The sequence below is a fragment of the Agrobacterium sp. K11 genome, assembly GCF_059429395.1.
Genome location: NZ_JCAHRB010000015.1, coordinates 15,957 through 32,058, shown reverse-complemented (window position 1 = coordinate 32,058; position 16,102 = coordinate 15,957). Strand labels below are relative to the sequence as shown.

At 59.2% G+C, this 16,102-nt stretch carries 16 protein-coding genes; 9 read left to right on the top strand and 7 right to left on the bottom strand.

Annotated elements, in window-relative coordinates; translation table 11 throughout:
• The first annotated feature begins 67 nt into the window (after positions 1-67).
• The 4 genes from AC5SEO_RS24470 to AC5SEO_RS24455 all read left to right on the top strand — a co-directional run bounded on the left by AC5SEO_RS24470 (position 68) and on the right by AC5SEO_RS24455 (position 4,783).
• Positions 68-1,486: an aminotransferase-like domain-containing protein gene (locus AC5SEO_RS24470; protein WP_003516009.1), complete on the top strand. Its 1,419-nt coding sequence runs from the start codon at positions 68-70 to the stop codon at positions 1,484-1,486.
• A 107-nt stretch (positions 1,487-1,593) separates the two neighbouring features.
• Complete coding sequence (locus tag AC5SEO_RS24465; protein ID WP_013636389.1) at positions 1,594-2,184, top strand: acyloxyacyl hydrolase; 591 nt, start codon at positions 1,594-1,596, stop codon at positions 2,182-2,184.
• Positions 2,185-2,298: 114 nt separating this feature from the next.
• Positions 2,299-4,533 (top strand): phosphoribosylformylglycinamidine synthase subunit PurL, encoded by a 2,235-nt coding sequence (gene purL / locus AC5SEO_RS24460; RefSeq protein WP_003516011.1) that lies wholly within the window; start codon positions 2,299-2,301, stop codon positions 4,531-4,533.
• A gap of 16 nt (positions 4,534-4,549) precedes the next feature.
• Complete coding sequence (locus AC5SEO_RS24455; protein WP_003516012.1) at positions 4,550-4,783, top strand: BolA family protein; 234 nt, start codon at positions 4,550-4,552, stop codon at positions 4,781-4,783.
• A gap of 136 nt (positions 4,784-4,919) precedes the next feature.
• Here AC5SEO_RS24455 and AC5SEO_RS24450 read toward each other — a convergent pair whose 3' ends face one another.
• Positions 4,920-6,068 carry a hypothetical protein gene (locus AC5SEO_RS24450; RefSeq protein ID WP_174068484.1) on the bottom strand — a complete coding sequence of 383 codons (1,149 nt, stop codon included), beginning with the start codon at positions 6,066-6,068 and terminating at the stop codon, positions 4,920-4,922.
• Positions 6,069-6,177: 109 nt separating this feature from the next.
• Here AC5SEO_RS24450 and AC5SEO_RS24445 point away from each other — a divergent pair, with 109 nt between their 5' ends.
• The 4 genes from AC5SEO_RS24445 (at position 6,178) to AC5SEO_RS24430 (ending at position 8,677) form a co-directional block, all read left to right on the top strand.
• On the top strand, positions 6,178-6,429 hold the full coding sequence (locus tag AC5SEO_RS24445) for a hypothetical protein (RefSeq protein ID WP_013636391.1): 252 nt from the start codon (positions 6,178-6,180) through the stop codon (positions 6,427-6,429).
• The gene (locus AC5SEO_RS24440) at positions 6,426-6,857 is read left to right on the top strand and encodes a hypothetical protein (RefSeq protein ID WP_003516022.1); all 432 of its coding nucleotides are present in this window, start codon (positions 6,426-6,428) and stop codon (positions 6,855-6,857) included. The genes AC5SEO_RS24445 and AC5SEO_RS24440 overlap by 4 nt, the downstream gene beginning before the upstream one ends.
• 137 nt (positions 6,858-6,994) lie before the next feature.
• Complete coding sequence (gene grxD / locus AC5SEO_RS24435; protein WP_003516034.1) at positions 6,995-7,330, top strand: Grx4 family monothiol glutaredoxin; 336 nt, start codon at positions 6,995-6,997, stop codon at positions 7,328-7,330.
• 138 nt (positions 7,331-7,468) lie between these two features.
• Entirely contained in the window at positions 7,469-8,677 is a 1,209-nt protein-coding gene (locus AC5SEO_RS24430; protein WP_026331057.1) for a multidrug effflux MFS transporter, read from the top strand.
• Between the two features lie 72 nt (positions 8,678-8,749).
• On the opposite strand, the gene AC5SEO_RS24425 is transcribed toward AC5SEO_RS24430, so the two are convergent.
• The 5 genes from AC5SEO_RS24425 to rpsD form a co-directional block, all read right to left on the bottom strand.
• The gene (locus AC5SEO_RS24425) at positions 8,750-9,574 is read right to left on the bottom strand and encodes an inositol monophosphatase family protein (protein WP_003516036.1); all 825 of its coding nucleotides are present in this window, start codon (positions 9,572-9,574) and stop codon (positions 8,750-8,752) included.
• Positions 9,575-9,604: 30 nt separating this feature from the next.
• Positions 9,605-10,432: an inositol monophosphatase family protein gene (locus AC5SEO_RS24420; protein WP_038491388.1), complete on the bottom strand. Its 828-nt coding sequence runs from the start codon at positions 10,430-10,432 to the stop codon at positions 9,605-9,607.
• A gap of 16 nt (positions 10,433-10,448) precedes the next feature.
• The gene (ttcA, locus tag AC5SEO_RS24415; RefSeq protein WP_003516038.1) at positions 10,449-11,363 is read right to left on the bottom strand and encodes a tRNA 2-thiocytidine(32) synthetase TtcA; all 915 of its coding nucleotides are present in this window, start codon (positions 11,361-11,363) and stop codon (positions 10,449-10,451) included.
• A 63-nt stretch (positions 11,364-11,426) separates the two neighbouring features.
• Positions 11,427-12,356, bottom strand: coding sequence for a glutaminase (locus tag AC5SEO_RS24410; RefSeq protein WP_003495341.1), 930 nt, complete (start codon positions 12,354-12,356; stop codon positions 11,427-11,429).
• Between the two features lie 69 nt (positions 12,357-12,425).
• A complete protein-coding gene (rpsD, locus tag AC5SEO_RS24405; protein ID WP_003516040.1) occupies positions 12,426-13,043 on the bottom strand; it encodes a 30S ribosomal protein S4 in 618 nt (205 codons plus the stop codon).
• A gap of 451 nt (positions 13,044-13,494) precedes the next feature.
• On the opposite strand from rpsD, the gene AC5SEO_RS24400 reads away from it, so the two are divergent.
• Positions 13,495-14,478: a TerC family protein gene (locus AC5SEO_RS24400; RefSeq protein ID WP_038491393.1), complete on the top strand. Its 984-nt coding sequence runs from the start codon at positions 13,495-13,497 to the stop codon at positions 14,476-14,478.
• A gap of 38 nt (positions 14,479-14,516) precedes the next feature.
• On the opposite strand, the gene AC5SEO_RS24395 is transcribed toward AC5SEO_RS24400, so the two are convergent.
• A complete protein-coding gene (locus AC5SEO_RS24395) occupies positions 14,517-16,034 on the bottom strand; it encodes a helicase HerA domain-containing protein (RefSeq protein WP_025593912.1) in 1,518 nt (505 codons plus the stop codon).
• Positions 16,035-16,102 lie beyond the last annotated feature (68 nt).

Genomic DNA, 16,102 nt, shown 5'->3' with positions numbered 1-16,102 from the left:
GATCTCATTGACTGCATCCGATAAATACAATTGACTTGCGGACAGATACAATGCATAAATTGTCACCATGACAAATTGGCTTCCTGATATCACCGAGGGCAACGGCCCCATCTACCTTCGACTCGCGGACAAGATCGAAGGCGCAATTTCGGATGGCATCTTGCAGGCCGGGTCGAAATTGCCGCCGCAACGCAATCTCGCTTTCGATCTGGGCGTTACAATCGGTACAATCAGCCGGGCATATGCCCTAATCCACGAACGCGGCCTCGTCAGCGGCGAAGTCGGCCGTGGCACCTATGTCAACGAGCGTAAGGCTGCCGCCCCGTTATCACGCGTGGAACCGACGGCATCGGCATTCGGCGGCACGCGCTACGCGGTGGACACCAGCGCCGAATTCCGCCTGAACACCACGGCTGCTCCCGATGTCGGGCAGAGCGCGCTGGTCAGCAAACACGTCGAGGCCGTGACGAGAGAGCATCCGTTCGAAATTTCCAACTACACCCGCTCCTTTCCCGACAACTGGTGCATGGCGGGCGTTCGCTGGCTTTCCCAGAATGGCTGGTCGCCGAAACCGGAAAACATCGTTTCGACGCTTGGCGCCCATGCTGCGGTGATGAGTGTGGTAACGGCAATGACCGCGCCGGGCGACCGTATCGTTTTCGAACCCCTCACCTATTCCCATATCAGCCGCAGCGCCGCCCTTGCCGGACGGCGGGTGACACTGGTGGAAGTGGATGAGAAAGGCATTATCCCCGATGATTTCGAGCGCGTTTGCGCCCAACAGCATCCAAAGATGATCTTCCTGATGTCGGCGGGCCAGAACCCGACCTGCGCCACCCTGCCCGAGGAGCGGCGGCGGGCGATCGCCGATATCGCCCGCAGATACGGCGTATGGATCGTGGAGGACAATCTCTATGGCGCCATGACGCGGGATGCGATCCCACTCATTGCGGAATTCGCGCCCGATCTTACTTTCGTCGTCGGCGGCCTGTCGAAATCCGTTTCCGCCGGCGTCAGGGGTGGCTGGGTCGCCTGCCCGGCGCAATTCGCCTCGAGAATTCGCATTTCGCATTCGATGATAACCGGCGGACTGCCGTTTATGCTGGCCGAACTGAATGCACGCCTCGTCAACAGCGGCGACGCAGACGACATCCGCAAGGACTGTATCGCCGAGATCAACCAGCGCGAGGCCCTCGCCAGACGCATCTTTGCGGGGCTGGAATTCAACTCCCTGCCGGACATCGCCTTTCTGTGGCTGAGGCTGCCTGAACCGTGGCTGTCTGGAACCTTCCGCAGCGCTGCCATGAAGGAAGGTGTGCTGATAGACGACGAGGACGAGTTCAAGGCCGGGCGCACGGAGAAGGTTTACCACCGTGTCCGCATCAGCCTTTCCGGGCCGTCAAACCAGGAAGAACTGAAGCATGCCCTGGGTATCCTGCGGCATTTGCTCGACAATGGTTCAGCCGGCTACGAAAGCGAGGCGTGAGCGGGAACGAGTCTTTCCTGCAACACGCCCCCTAATTCAGTAACTCATTATTTACCACGCCGACGAATCTGCCATCCTTTCCCTACTTCGGAGCGGGGAATGATTCGATGGCAGCATTCAGTTCCATATCCGCCAGGGCATTTATTGCTCTCGCGATGGTTTTCGCAGCATATGTGTTGGGTGACATGACACCGGCCGCCGCCGCAGACGGCACGGTGTTCGATGAATTGCGTTTCGGGGTCACAACCTCGCTCGCCGATCGCAATGGTGGCGGCGAAGATGGTGTATTCCCGGCCTTCACTGCCTATTTCGATCCTTTCGCGAGCGCCTCGGCGGTCACCTTTGGCGAAAAGCTTGCCCGACCGCGTCTGCATCTGGGTGCGGAAATCGGCACCGAGGGCGAAGCAAATACCATTTACGGCGGTATCAACTGGACCTTCGATCTCAATCCGAAGATTTTCGTCGACCTCGGCTTTGGCGGCCTGTGGCATGACGGCAGGCTGCGAAACGGTCCGGGCGAAACTGGCGCGGAATTCGGTTGCCGCGTGCTTTTTCATGAATATGCCGCCATCGGATATCGCTTCAACAGCAACTGGAATATTTCGACCCAGATCGAACATGCCTCCCATGCCAATCTGTGCGATGGCCCCAATGACGGGCTGACGCGTGTCGGACTTATGGTCGGCTACAAGTTCTGAATAACCCAACAAAGCAGCGTTTTGCTGGCAAAACTGCGCATTTTCCTGTCGCACGGAGAGGCCTCTTGCGCTAAAGAACCGGAAACTTTCCTCGGCTCGAACCGCGTGAGACCTATGTCGATTCCAAACTCCATCAAGATCACCCCGGAACTCGTTGCATCCCACGGGCTGAAGCCCGACGAATACCAGCGTATCCTCGACCTGATCGGACGGGAGCCGAGCTTTACCGAGCTTGGCATTTTCTCGGCCATGTGGAACGAGCACTGCTCCTACAAGTCCTCCAAGAAATGGCTGAAGACCCTGCCCACCACGGGCCCGCGTGTCATTCAAGGCCCCGGCGAAAATGCCGGCGTGGTGGATATCGATGATGGCGACTGCGTCGTCTTCAAGATGGAAAGCCACAACCATCCGTCCTACATCGAGCCCTATCAGGGTGCGGCAACCGGCGTCGGCGGCATCCTGCGCGATGTCTTCACCATGGGCGCACGCCCGATCGCAGCCATGAATGCGCTACGTTTCGGCGCACCCGACCATCCGAAGACCCGCCACCTCGTGGCTGGCGTCGTCGCCGGTGTCGGCGGTTACGGCAACTCCTTCGGCGTGCCGACCGTCGGCGGCGAAGTGGAATTCGATCCCCGCTATAACGGCAACATCCTCGTCAACGCCTTTGCCGCCGGACTTGCCAAGTCCGATGCGATCTTCCTTTCGGAAGCCAAGGGCGTCGGCCTGCCGGTGGTGTATCTCGGTGCGAAGACCGGCCGCGACGGCGTCGGCGGCGCGACCATGGCCTCTGCCGAATTTGATGAGTCGATCGAAGAAAAGCGCCCAACCGTTCAGGTCGGCGACCCCTTCACCGAAAAGTGCCTGCTGGAAGCCTGCCTCGAGCTGATGAAAACAGGCGCGGTCATCGCCATTCAGGACATGGGTGCCGCAGGCCTTACCTGCTCGGCCGTCGAAATGGGCGCCAAGGGCGATCTCGGCATCGAACTTGATCTCAACGCCGTACCGGTGCGCGAAGAGCGCATGACGGCCTACGAAATGATGCTGTCGGAAAGCCAGGAGCGCATGCTCATGGTTCTCGAGCCCTCCAAGGAAGAAGTCGCCAAGGCGATCTTCGTCAAATGGGGCCTGGACTTCGCCATCGTCGGCAAGACCACCGACGACCTGCGTTTCCGCGTGCTGCACAATGGCGAGGAAGTCGCCAACCTTCCGATCAAGGATCTCGGTGATCAGGCTCCGGAATACGACCGCCCGTGGACGCCCGCCAAGGTTCAGGCTCCGCTTGCGGAGAACGACGTTCCTGATGCAGACATTGCCGACGCATTGGTGTCACTGGTCGGTTCGGCCAACAACTCCTCGCGCCGCTGGGTCTACGAGCAGTATGACACGCTGATCCAGGGCAATTCCCTGCAGCTGCCGGGTGGCGATGCCGGCGTTGTCCGCGTTGAAGGCCATGACAAGAAGGCGCTCGCCTTCTCCTCCGACGTGACACCGCGTTATGTCGAGGCAGACGCCTTTGAAGGCGGCAAGCAGGCCGTGGCCGAATGCTGGCGCAACATCACCGCAACCGGCGCTTTGCCGCTCGCGGCCACCGACAACCTCAATTTCGGCAATCCGGAAAAGCCCGAGATCATGAGCCAGCTCGTCCATGCCATCAAGGGCATCGGCGAAGCCTGCCGCGTACTGGAATTCCCGATCGTTTCCGGCAACGTCTCGCTCTACAACGAGACCAACGGTCAGGCGATCCTGCCCACCCCCACCATCGGCGGCGTTGGCCTGCTGAAGGACTGGGGCCGTATGGCGCGCATCCGCTTTGCCGCCGCGGACGAAGTCGTGCTGCTGGCGGGCGCGCCTGCCGGTCTTGGCACCCATATTGCCCAGTCCGTCTACATGCGCGACGTGCATGGCCGCATCGATGGTCCGGCACCGCATGTCGATCTGGAAGCTGAAAAGAGAAATGGCGATTTCGTCCGCGCCCTTATCGCAGACGGTCTTGCCACAGCGGTTCACGATTGCTCCTCGGGCGGCCTGGCTCTCGCGGTTGCCGAAATGGCAATTTCCTCCGGCATCGGCGCGACGATCGACGCGGTCGAGGGCCATAACCCCGTCCTCACCTTCTATGGCGAAGATCAGGGACGTTATGTGCTGACCGTCAAGAAGAGCGATCTGGATGAAGTGCGCGCGGCAGCGAAGGCAGCGGGCGTTTCCTGCCCGGCGATCGGCGTCACCGGCGGCTCAAGCGTAAAGCTGGGCACGGCACGCGCTATCGAGATTAAAGAATTGCACTTGGCCTATGAATCGTGGTTCCCTCAATTCATGGATGGCGAAACTCTAATCGCCGCAGAATGAATTAAGGAGATACACCATGCCCATGAAACCCGGCGACATTGAAGACATGATTAAGGCGGGAATTCCCGGGGCAAAGGTCACGATCCGCGATCTGGCCGGTGATGGCGATCATTACGCTGCGGAAGTCGTCGCGGATGCTTTCAAGGGCAAGACCCGCGTGCAGCAGCACCAGATGGTCTATGACGCGCTGAAGGGCAATATGGGCGGTGTTCTGCACGCCCTTGCCCTGCAGACCTCGGCTCCCGAATGACTGCGCCCGGAAAAGCGTCTCCGGCAGAACGGTTTCACTGTCCTTGCCGCGGCAACGCTTGAAGCTATGGATTGAAAAAGGCCCGCGTGAGACAGTCACGCGGGCCTTTTCTTTTCCGGCAAATGGCGCGTGCCGCTTACAAAACAGGTGGTTGCTGCGATTCCAGATCGGCAAAGGAGGCAGCCGGCAACGGCCCAGCCGTCAGCAGGGTAAAATCGTAACCGGACTTGCGGTCCGGCCCCAGAACATATTGCCGGTGCATGCGCAGGAAGTTGCGCTTGTTCTTTTTGTAGCGATCGGGTGAAAGCGAGTGCTTGAAACGGATCGGCACGATCTTCGGCTGCGGCGCATCCTTGTGCCCGGTCAGCGCCACGGTGTTGCAGCGGTAGAGGTGGATCGGATCCGTCAGGCACTGGATATCGAACCATGTCACTTCAGGGTGACGCGCAATCACGCCGACGCTCTGGCGAAGCCTGTCCGCACTCGACAGCAGCGCGCATTGCAGCGCAGCGCCACCAAGCGTCGCAAAGGACAGCTTCCGGCCATCCAGCGCATCTGGCCGCAGTTCCAGCACACGGCCTATCACGGCGAGCGCCAGGCTGGCGCCCATACTATGCGACACGACCAGAACCTCCTCAGACGGCTGCTCCAGCGCCTTGAGAACGAGGGCTGCCTTCTCTTCGATCCAGTTGCGGGCAATCGGCTCATCGCGCCCTACGGCCAGCGCAAAGCGCCAGTCGGCATAAAGATGCAACGTATGAAACCGCTCGGCGAAAGGCAGAAACGCCTTCACGAAGAACAAGGCCGCAGCGGGAAGACTGATCGCAAGCAGCCAGAGCGGCAAACCGAACAGCCATGGCGAGAGCGCGATCCCCGCCGCAAGCGCACCACCCACCAGCATCAGCAGAAATGGGAAAATGAAGAACAGGCCGAAACGCCAGGCATGACGGAGGTAACGCCCTGCCCCACCTTCCGCGACGATACCGGCCGCAGCCGCAAAGCCCAGTGCGATCTGCCGCCAGAGTGGCGCATCCCGCAGGCGCGATATCACCGCATTGTGGTCGTAGACGAAGATGGTGGAACGCGTCCGCCAATCGCCCGCCGAGGCCTCAACCGTGAATGTTTCGCCAGCCGGCGAGTTCTCCAGCGCACCCACGGCATAATTGACATCCCACGTCTTGCCAGCAAGCGCTGCCGCCCGCTGATAGCGCAGATGATGCGCAGCCGCATCGAGCGGATCGAAGCCCGGGAAATAAAGAACAAGTCGTGACTTGACGGTCGGCATGCATAAACCCTCGGGCTGGAGACACCCGAAAGGATCGCTTGATACAGTGGGCGATGCACGTATAGTAAAAAACGCGACGGAAATATGATTTATTTGTTGCGAGGGAATTTTGTCTGGGATCGTCGATCAATTGCTAAACGGCGTCGTCAAAGGCGCTCTGTCCGAAGTCCTCGCCAAGACAGGCCTTCGCAAAACCCGCCGCATCCGCCGCCGGACCAAAAGCAACACGTCCCTCGCAGGCGGCATCGTCGGCTCCGTGCTGGAAGCGGCAATCAAAGCAGCCGTCAAACCCAAGCCGGCCAAAAAACAGGTGAGCAAAAGACGCACCGCCGCCGCCCGCAGCAGACAGCGGCTTCGATGATGCATCACCTCAGCGTGCTTCCAACCTTTTTGGTGTTGGCGATTTCGGGGCCGCTACAAGGTGCCGCCGAGGTTAAGAGCAGCAAAGAGATCAAGATCGGCTTCGTCGTGGAGCTTGATGGTGCTGATCGGATATCCGGCACAGCCTTCTGCAAAACCGGCAACACCTGCCGCCTGGTGGACCAGAAAAGTCCAAAACTAATTATCGATATCAAAGCGGGTCGCTTCTCTAGCGAGATCGAAATCAAGTGCAAGGATGACTGCTCACTGAATAGCGGGCACGAAACCATGACGTTCGACAACAAACAGGAACTCAATATTTATAACGGCAGATCAGGTCCGATAATAAAATCAGTCTTCAGGCGGCGGGAGCCTATCGGGAAGATAATGCTCAACTTTTCTTACCCGCCCGGGACGACGCGCTGGTAGCGGGGTTGCGACCTTCACTTAGCGATACCACACCAGCGTATTTTTTACGCTTCCCGGGTGGAAATCGCGCCGTGACATGTTATTTAGGGACAAAGTCAGAGCAGCGGCCTTGAACCGCATGTGAAAGGAATAGGCCTATGAGCGGCATTCACGATATGATCGACAGCGAAGTGAAGAGCAACGACATCGTTCTTTTCATGAAGGGCACCCCGCAATTCCCGCAGTGCGGTTTTTCCGGTCAGGTCGTACAGATCCTCGATTATCTCGGCGTCGACTACAAGGGCGTCAATGTGCTCGCCGATGCCGACATCCGTCAGGGCATCAAGGATTATTCCAACTGGCCGACCATCCCGCAGCTCTATGTCAAGGGCGAATTCGTCGGCGGCTGTGACATCGTAAGAGAGATGTTCCAGTCCGGTGAACTTCAAAATCACTTCCAAGAACAGGGTATCAGCGTCCGCGGCGCGGCCTGATTTCGGCCGGTTCATCCGGCCCACCCTGATTGTCAGAAAACTTATGCCAGGCGTTGCTTCATGCAACGCCTTTGCCGTTCTTTTTGGGGCAATCCTGTGACAGAACTTTCACAATCCACAACTTCGCGCGCCGTTTCGATGGGGCGCACGGAATTCATCGCGCTTGCCGCGATGCTGATGGCGCTGAATGCGCTTGCCATCGACATCATGCTTCCCGGCCTTCAGGAAATCGGCGCGTCACTTGGCGTCGTGAATGAAAACCACCGTCAATACGTCATTTCCAGCTATCTTCTAGGCTTCGGCATTGCCCAGCTTCTGTACGGACCGATCTCGGACCGTTTCGGGCGCCGCAAGCCGATGCTCGTCGGGCTGGCAATCTACATCGTCTCGGCCATTGCCGTCGTCTTCGTACCGTCATTCACTGGCCTGCTGGTTCTGCGCTTCATTCAGGGCATCGGCTCTGCGGCGACGCGCGTCATCACCATTTCGATCGTGCGCGACATCTATGGCGGCCGTCAGATGGCGGAAGTCATGTCGCTGATCATGATGGTCTTCATGGTCGTTCCGGTCATCGCACCCGGCACTGGCCAGATCGTGCTGTTTTTCGGTGACTGGCACCTTATCTTCGCCTTCATGGCCGGAATTGCCGCCGTCGTAACCGCCTGGATGTATTTCCGCCTGCCGGAAACCCTCCATGCCGATGACGTCAGGCCTTTCACGGTTCGTTCGATCCTCGGTGGCTTCAAGATCGTGCTCACCAACCGTATCGCGCTCTGTTACACGCTCTCCAGCACATTTATCTTCGGTGCGCTGTTCGGCTTCATCAATTCCGCCGAACAGGTCTATAAGGGCATCTACGGGCTGGGCGCATGGTTTGCGGCCGCTTTTGCGGGCGTCGCCCTGTTCATGGCCTTCTCGTCCTTCATCAATGCAAGGCTTGTCGGCAGGTTTGGCATGCGCAAGCTGTCGCACGGTTCGCTGCTCGGCTTCATCGCCATCACCTTCGTGTGGCTGGTGGTACAGATGGTCGGGCCGGAACCGATGCCCTTTGCGATCTTCATCGTGTTCTTCGCGCTTGCCATGTTCCAGTTCGGCTGGATCGGCTCGAACTTCAACTCGCTCGCCATGGAGCCGCTCGGCCATGTCGCCGGCACGGCCTCGTCCGTTATTGGCTTCATGGGAACCGTCGGCGGTTCGCTGATCGGTGCCGTTATCGGTCAGGCTTTCGATGGCACAGCGCTGCCAATGGTAGCCGGCTTCTTCGCCGTCTCCATTATCGGCCTCGTCTTCGTGCTGATCGGAGAAAAGGGCGTGCTGTTTCAGGCCCACAACAAGCCGACGCACTAAGGGCAGACAGACAAATAAAAAGGGCGCGGAACTCGGTTCCGCGCCCTTTTTGTTGATAAAAGCTGAACTTCACTAAACCGTGAAAATCTTCTCGCGCAGCAATTCCCATGTCTCCTGATCAGGCGCAAGCAGCAGGCCACCCTCAAGGTGGCGCGGCAGGTAAGGCGAGCCGTCGAAACGGGCGGCGTAGGCGCCCGCTTCCTGCGAAAGCAGGGTGCCAGCGAGATGATCCCAGGGCATAAGCTTGTTGTACATCAGGAAATGCATGTGGCCGCCGCAGAACACGCGGTATTCATGCGCAGCACAACGGTAGCTGGTGAAGAGCCGCACATCCGCGAGGTTCATGAGAATCTTGCGACGGGTCTCCACGTCAAAATAACCGGTGTTGGCGATGCCGACCATCTGCGACAGTGCCGGTGCGGGCACGACGGACATCTGCGTCTGCGAACCATCGGCGGCACAAAGCCATGCGCCGGAACCCTTTTCGGCAATCGCCCAGTCATTGCCCATCGGATCGAAGATGAGACCGGCAACGGTCTCGCCCTTGGAGATGACGCTCATCATCACGCCAAACAGCGGCAGGCCCGACGCGAAGTTGTAGGTGCCGTCGATCGGATCGACCACCACGGCAAGATCCGCATCCGCAAGCTTGCCAAGCAGCGAGGCATCCGCCGCAACGGCCTCTTCACCGATGAACAGCGCCTGCGGCATGATTTCCTGCACGCGGGCGCGGATCAGCCGCTCAGCAGCCTCGTCAGCCTCGGTTACGAGGTCTATCGCCTCGCTCTTTATCCTGACGTCGCCCTCACCCAGATTACGGAACCTCGGCAGGATTTCCACTGCCGCCGCCTCCTGAAGCGCATTGGCGAGAGAGGCGATGTCGAGTTCGATAGCCATGGGCGATATCCTTCTATTTAAGCATCAATATTATAAGGCCACGATTTCCCGGCGCAGCATCTTCCAGCTTTCCTTGTCGGGTGCCGACAGGATGCCGCCTGTCGTCTGTCCCGGCCGGTAGGGCGTATTGTCGAAACGGGCCGTGTAGCCGCCCGCTTCCTGATGAATGAGAACGCCAGCGAGATGATCCCAGGGCATCAGCTTTTCATGGCCGATGAAGTGCAGCTTGCCAGTCGAGGCAAGCCAATACTCATGGGCCGAGCAATTGATTGAAAGCGCCATCTTGATCTTGGCCATATTGGCGGCGATCACCGGGCGGCGATCTTCATGGCTGTGACCCCAGGAAAATATGCCGACCATTTCGGACAATGGCAGGGGATCGGCAACCTTGAGCCTTGCCTGTGAGCCGTCCTTGCGGTGGAGATAAGCGCCCTCGCCTTTGAGAGCAAGGATGGTATCACCCATGACAGGATCGTGGATGATGCCTGCGACCGTCTCACCCTTGACGGTGACGGCGAGCAGCGTGCCGAAAGCTGGGAAACCGGAAGCATAGTTGAAAGTGCCGTCGATTGGATCGATCACGAAGGCAAATGGTGCATCGGCAAGGGCAGGAATAACGGATTGATCCGCGTCATAGGCCTCTTCGCCGACAATATGGGCCTTAGGAAACCGTTGCAGAAGAGCGGCGGTTATCGCCTTTTCCGTCACAATATCCGCCTCGGTGACGAGATCGACCGCAGAGGTCTTTTCGGAAATCGCGCCTGCGTCGAGATTGCGGAAGCGGGGCATGATTTCCTGGCGGCCGGCAGCGGCAACGGTGGAAATCAGAAAGTCGATATCTTTATCGGAAAGGGTCATCGCTAAGGGCACTTCTTCATAAGGGAGGGCTGGCCTCCGTACGCTCTTCAGGTGACGCCCCGGTGACAGAAAGCGCCGAGAAATCAAAAAGCTTCGGGTCGAGCAGATGCGATGGATTGACATGGGCAAGCGCCCGCAGCATCACGTCCTTGCGGCCCGGCATACGCCTTTCGATGTCAGCCAGCATCTCCTTCATGGCATTGCGCTGAAGCCCGTCCTGCGAGCCGCAAAGGTCACAGGGAATGATCGGGAATTCCATCGCCGCCGCGAATTTCGCCATATCCTCTTCGGCGCAATAGGCAAGCGGGCGCAGCACCATCAGGTCGCCCTCGTCGTTCATCAGCTTTGCCGGCATGCCAGCCAGACGGCCGCCATGGAAGAAGTTCATGAAGAAGGTCTCGAGAATATCCTCGCGGTGATGGCCGAGCACGAGCGCGTCGCAGCCCTCTTCCCGCGCAATACGGTAGAGATTGCCGCGCCGCAGCCGCGAACAGAGCGAACAATAGGTGCCACCCGCCGGCACCTTTTCCTTCACAACGGAATAAGTGTCGCGATATTCGATGCGATGTGCGACGCCGATCTTCGCCAGATATTCCGGCAGGACGTGCTTGGGGAAATTCGGCTGGCCCTGATCCAGATTGCAGGCAATGAGTTCCACGGGCAAAAGGCCGCGCCACTTCAGATCAAGCAGCAGCGCCAGAAGGCCGTAGCTGTCCTTGCCGCCGGAAAGGCCTACCAGCCAGCGCTTCTGACCGTTCAGCATGCCAAAATCCCCGAAGGCCTGACGTACATTGCGCAACAGCCGCTTGCGCAGCTTGTTGAAGGAGACAGAACGGGGTGCCGCGTCGAACAGCGGATGCGAAGCGCCATTTTCTCCGGCCAGGTCCTGATCGGCCTCGACCTCATCTGCGATGCTGGTGACAATGTTCATGATTAGCCCGCTCTGGCATTCAGCCATTTTCAATGCAGGAAATGCCCGCATCCGCCCGCAATATCAAGCCCCGAATACCGACCAGCCGGTTTTCGTCGCCAGCATTTCCAGCGCATGCGACCCAAGCGCCGAATTGCCGACCTTGTTCAGACCCGGCGACCAGACCGCAATCGACGCCTTGCCCGGCGCGACTGCCATGATGCCGCCGCCCACGCCGCTCTTGCCCGGCAGGCCGACATGATAGGCGAAATCGCCCGAACCGTCATAATGGCCGCAGGTCAGCATCAGCGCATTGATGCGCCGCGCGCGTCGGTCTGACACAACCGTATGACCACTCAGCGGATTGCGGCCGCGATTGGCAAGGAAAAGACCGGCCCGTGAAAGCTGCGCGCAGGTCATGGACAGCGCGCACTGATGAAAATAGACGCCCAGCGTATATTCAACAGGGTGATGCAGATTGCCGAAGGACCGCATGAAATTGGCAAGCGCGAAATTGCGGAAACCCGTCGCCTGCTCGGATTTCGCCACGGTGTCATCAATGCTGATCGTGTCATCATCAGCGAGATAACGGACGAAACGCAGAAGCTCGCCAATCGCCTCGCGCGGCTGGTGGCCGGAAAGAACGATATCCGTCACCACGATGGCACCGGCATTGACGAAGGGATTGCGCGGAATGCCGTGCTCATGCTCCAGCTGGACGATGGAGTTGAAGGACGACCCCGACGGCTCACGCCCCACCCGGTTCCATACCGTCTCGCCTGCCTTGCCGAGCGCCAGAGTCAGCATGAAGACCTTGGAGATGCTCTGGATCGAAAACGGCGTGAGCGCATTGCCGGCTGTATAGGTGGTTCCGTCGACAGTGGTGATGGCGATACCGAACTGGTTCGGATCGACCTTGGCGAGTTCCGGAATGTAATCCGCAACTTTGCCCTCGCCCAGGCGCGGCACCATGCTGTCGTAAATGGAATCGACGATCGCCTGAATGTCCTGCATGCAAAGCCTTCCCCAGCAAACAAAAAAGCCGCCCCGAGGGGCGGCTTTCTCAATACTGAAACGCGCCGATTAACGCGAGTAGAATTCGACGACCAGATGCGGTTCCATGACGACCGGGTACGGAACGTCAGACAGAGCCGGGATGCGAGCATAGGTCGCAACCATCTTGTTGTGATCGACTTCGATGTAATCAGGAACGTCGCGTTCTGCGAGCTGAACAGCTTCGAGAACGGTCACCAGCTGCTTGGACTTCTGGCGAACTTCGATAACGTCGCCCGGCTTGCAACGGTAAGAACCGATGTTGACGCGAACGCCGTTAACCGTGACGTGGCCATGGTTGATGAACTGACGCGATGCGAAAACGGTCGGAACGAACTTGGCGCGGTAGACGATGGCGTCCAGACGCGACTCGAGCAGGCCGATCAGGTTCTCGGAGGTATCGCCCTTGCGACGGTTTGCTTCGTCGTAGGTGGCGCGGAACTGCTTTTCGCGCAGTTCGCCGTAGTAGCCCTTGAGCTTCTGCTTGGCGCGCAGCTGCGTGCCGAAGTCGCTCATCTTGCCCTTGCGGCGCTGACCGTGCTGGCCCGGGCCGTATTCGCGGCGGTTTACCGGGGACTTCGGACGGCCCCAGATGTTTTCGCCCATACGGCGGTCAATTTTATACTTAGCCGATTCGCGCTTGCTCATCGTATTTCCTTCTCAATAGGTTATGCCGGTTTGTTGCCAAACCGGTTTGAGGAAACACGCCCTCCTCTGAAGCCCGTTTCAGGACCTCTGACAGGTTTCTCACATGCGAATGGAGAGACCACGGGACATGTCGGTGATGTTGACCGCCGAACGTCAGCTTATAAACTGCAAGGCAGTCAACGAAACACACCGGACATGACTGCCCGGCGTTGGGGCGGCTTCTAAACACGTTTTACAAATTTGTCAAACAAAGCCCGCCGCTTTTTTCTCGAACCACCCCTTGAAAAGCTGGAAGGCCCACCCACTTCTAAGCCGTAATCAGGACTCGGGCCCCTCTGGCGTGTTACCGGACAACACGCGATGTCGAGTCTCTTGAAGGTTGGGGCCCACGTTTATTCCTGATACGCGTCCCCATCCGCAAAGCCAACCTCGTCCGGCTAAAGGTTGACTGATGGAGTTCCTCCTCAACGATTTTCTCGGTACCCCCACATGGATGTGGGCGGTCTTCATTTCTCTCGTCCTTGGCCTCTTGGCGCTCGATCTCGGCGTGCTGCACAAGAATTCCAAGGAAATCGGCATCCGTGAAAGCTTGCTGATGTCCGGCTTTTATATCGCCATCGGCTTGGCCTTCGGCGGATGGATCTGGTACCAGTCCGGTGAACAGTCAGCGATGGAATATGTCACCGGCTTCGTGGTCGAAAAAAGCCTCGCCATGGACAATATCTTCATCATCGCGATGATCTTCTCCTATTTCGCCATTCCCCGCCAATATCAGCACCGCGTGCTGCTATGGGGCATCCTCGGCGTGATCGTTCTGCGCGGCATCATGATTGCCGGCGGCGCCGCCATTGTCGAAAACTTCCACTGGGTGCTTTATCTCTTTGCGGCCTTCCTCGTCTTCACGGGCCTCAAGATGCTGTTTTCATCCGACCATGACGAGAACGACATCGGCAATAACCGCATCCTGAAATTCATGCGCAGCCGCCTTCCGGTAACGGAGAAGCTGCATGGCGAGAAGTTCTTCGTCAAGGAGACCGATGCTGCCACAGGCAAGCTGAAGACCTTCGTGACGCCGCTGTTTCTGGCGCTTATCATGGTCGAAATCGCCGACCTCATCTTCGCGGTCGATTCGATCCCGGCGATCTTCGCGATCACCACCGATCCGTTTATCGTCTACACCTCTAACATCTTCGCGATCCTCGGCTTGCGCGCCCTCTATTTCGCACTTGCCGCCCTGATCCACCGCTTCGCCTATCTGAAATACGCGCTGGCGGCAGTTCTGGTCTTCGTCGGCTCGAAGATTTTCGTCGCGGATATGCTGGGCATCGCCAAGATCCCGCCCGCCGTCTCGCTCGGCGTCACCGTCGCCATCCTCGCAACCGGCATCATCGGTTCGCTGATTGCGACGCGCAAGGAAACAAAGGCTATCGAGTAACACCTGAAAATGTTGGCGGCAGGAAACCCTGCCCCAACTTACTCCGCCGCCAGCCTCGCATCATCCTCAGCCGCATCCGCATCGCCGGGTGCGGTCTTCGCGTCGAGATCGGGGAACGCCACGATGCGCTTGCCGGAGAAATCGGCGTGTACCACCACAAGCTCCTTCTCCTCGAAATAACCGAGAAGACGGCGCGCACGGCGGGCGGAATGGGTACCGTAAGCGCGGGCAATACGGGCGTCGGATGGGCAAGGCTCCTCATTGAGCGCCGCCTTGACCAACAGCAGGAAAACCCCCTGCAGATCGTCGGAGACCGACATCGACAATTCCAGCGCCTTCTCCCAACCTTCGCTGGCCGCCATTGCCGCATCCACGCCGGAGCGGGCAATCGCCACCTGCCGGCGGAAATCCGCCAGCGTCATCGGCGTGCCGGGAATACGGCGCATGCGGGCGCGCACCAGAAAATCCTGGTACAGCACGGCGTCGGTACGATAGGCCGATTGCGGATCGTCGAGAATTTCGACCAGCACTGCCGCGATCTTCTCTTCGCGCTCCTCCGGCGTCAGCTCCGGCTGACCTGCACGCGCCGACTGCTCCGGTGAAGGACCGGCGGCGGCGGGGGTGGAGCGGGAGAGTTCAGCGAGAATATCGGTTGTCGGGCGCGGCGCTGGCGGCGTGCGGCGCGTGGCGGGTCGCGTGAACTCTTCCGGGTCCGGCGTGAAGATCAGATCCTCCACATCCTGCGGTGCATCCGGCAGCGGCATGAGTTTCGGCGAGGAAGACCGCGCTGAGGTTTCCACCGCACCGATGACGATGGGCAACGGGCGGCGCGACAGCGCCGGTCCAAGCGCCACGAAATTGCCGCGCTGCAGATCGCGGAACATTTCCGCCTGCCGCCGGTCCATGCCGAGCAGATCGGCAGCGCGCGCCATATCGATATCGAGAAAGGTGCGGCCCATCAGAAAGTTCGAGGCTTCCGCCGCTACGTTCTTGGCAAGCTTGGCAAGGCGCTGCGTGGCGATGACGCCCGCGAGCCCGCGTTTACGCCCACGGCACATCAGATTGGTCATGGCGCCCAGCGACGCCTTGCGCGCATCCTCGGTCACCTCGCCGCCGACGGAGGGCGCAAACATCTGCGCCTCGTCCACAACGACAAGCACGGGATACCAGAATTCGCGATCCGCATCGAACAGGCCGTTGAGGAAAGCGGCAGCGGCCCGCATCTGCTGTTCGATATCAAGACCTTCAAGCGTCAGCACGCAGGAAACGCGGTGCTGGCGGATGCGGTTGGCAATGCCCGCAAGCTCGGCTTCCGTGCGCTCTCCATCCACCACCACATGGCCGAACTTGTCGGACAGCGTGACGAAATCACCCTCGGGATCGATAATGACCTGCTGCACCCATTGCGCCGATTGCTCCAGGAGCCGGCGCAGAAGGTGTGACTTGCCGGACCCGGAATTGCCCTGCACCAGCAAACGCGTTGCAAGCAATTCCTCAATATCGAGCTTGGCCTGCTGCCCGCCCGATAGGGTTCCCATGTCGATGCCGACCTGCAATGTTCCGTTCCTCGTGCTGCATGTCATCCGGCCGATTCCCGTGACGGCGGCCGAACATGCTCTTTACC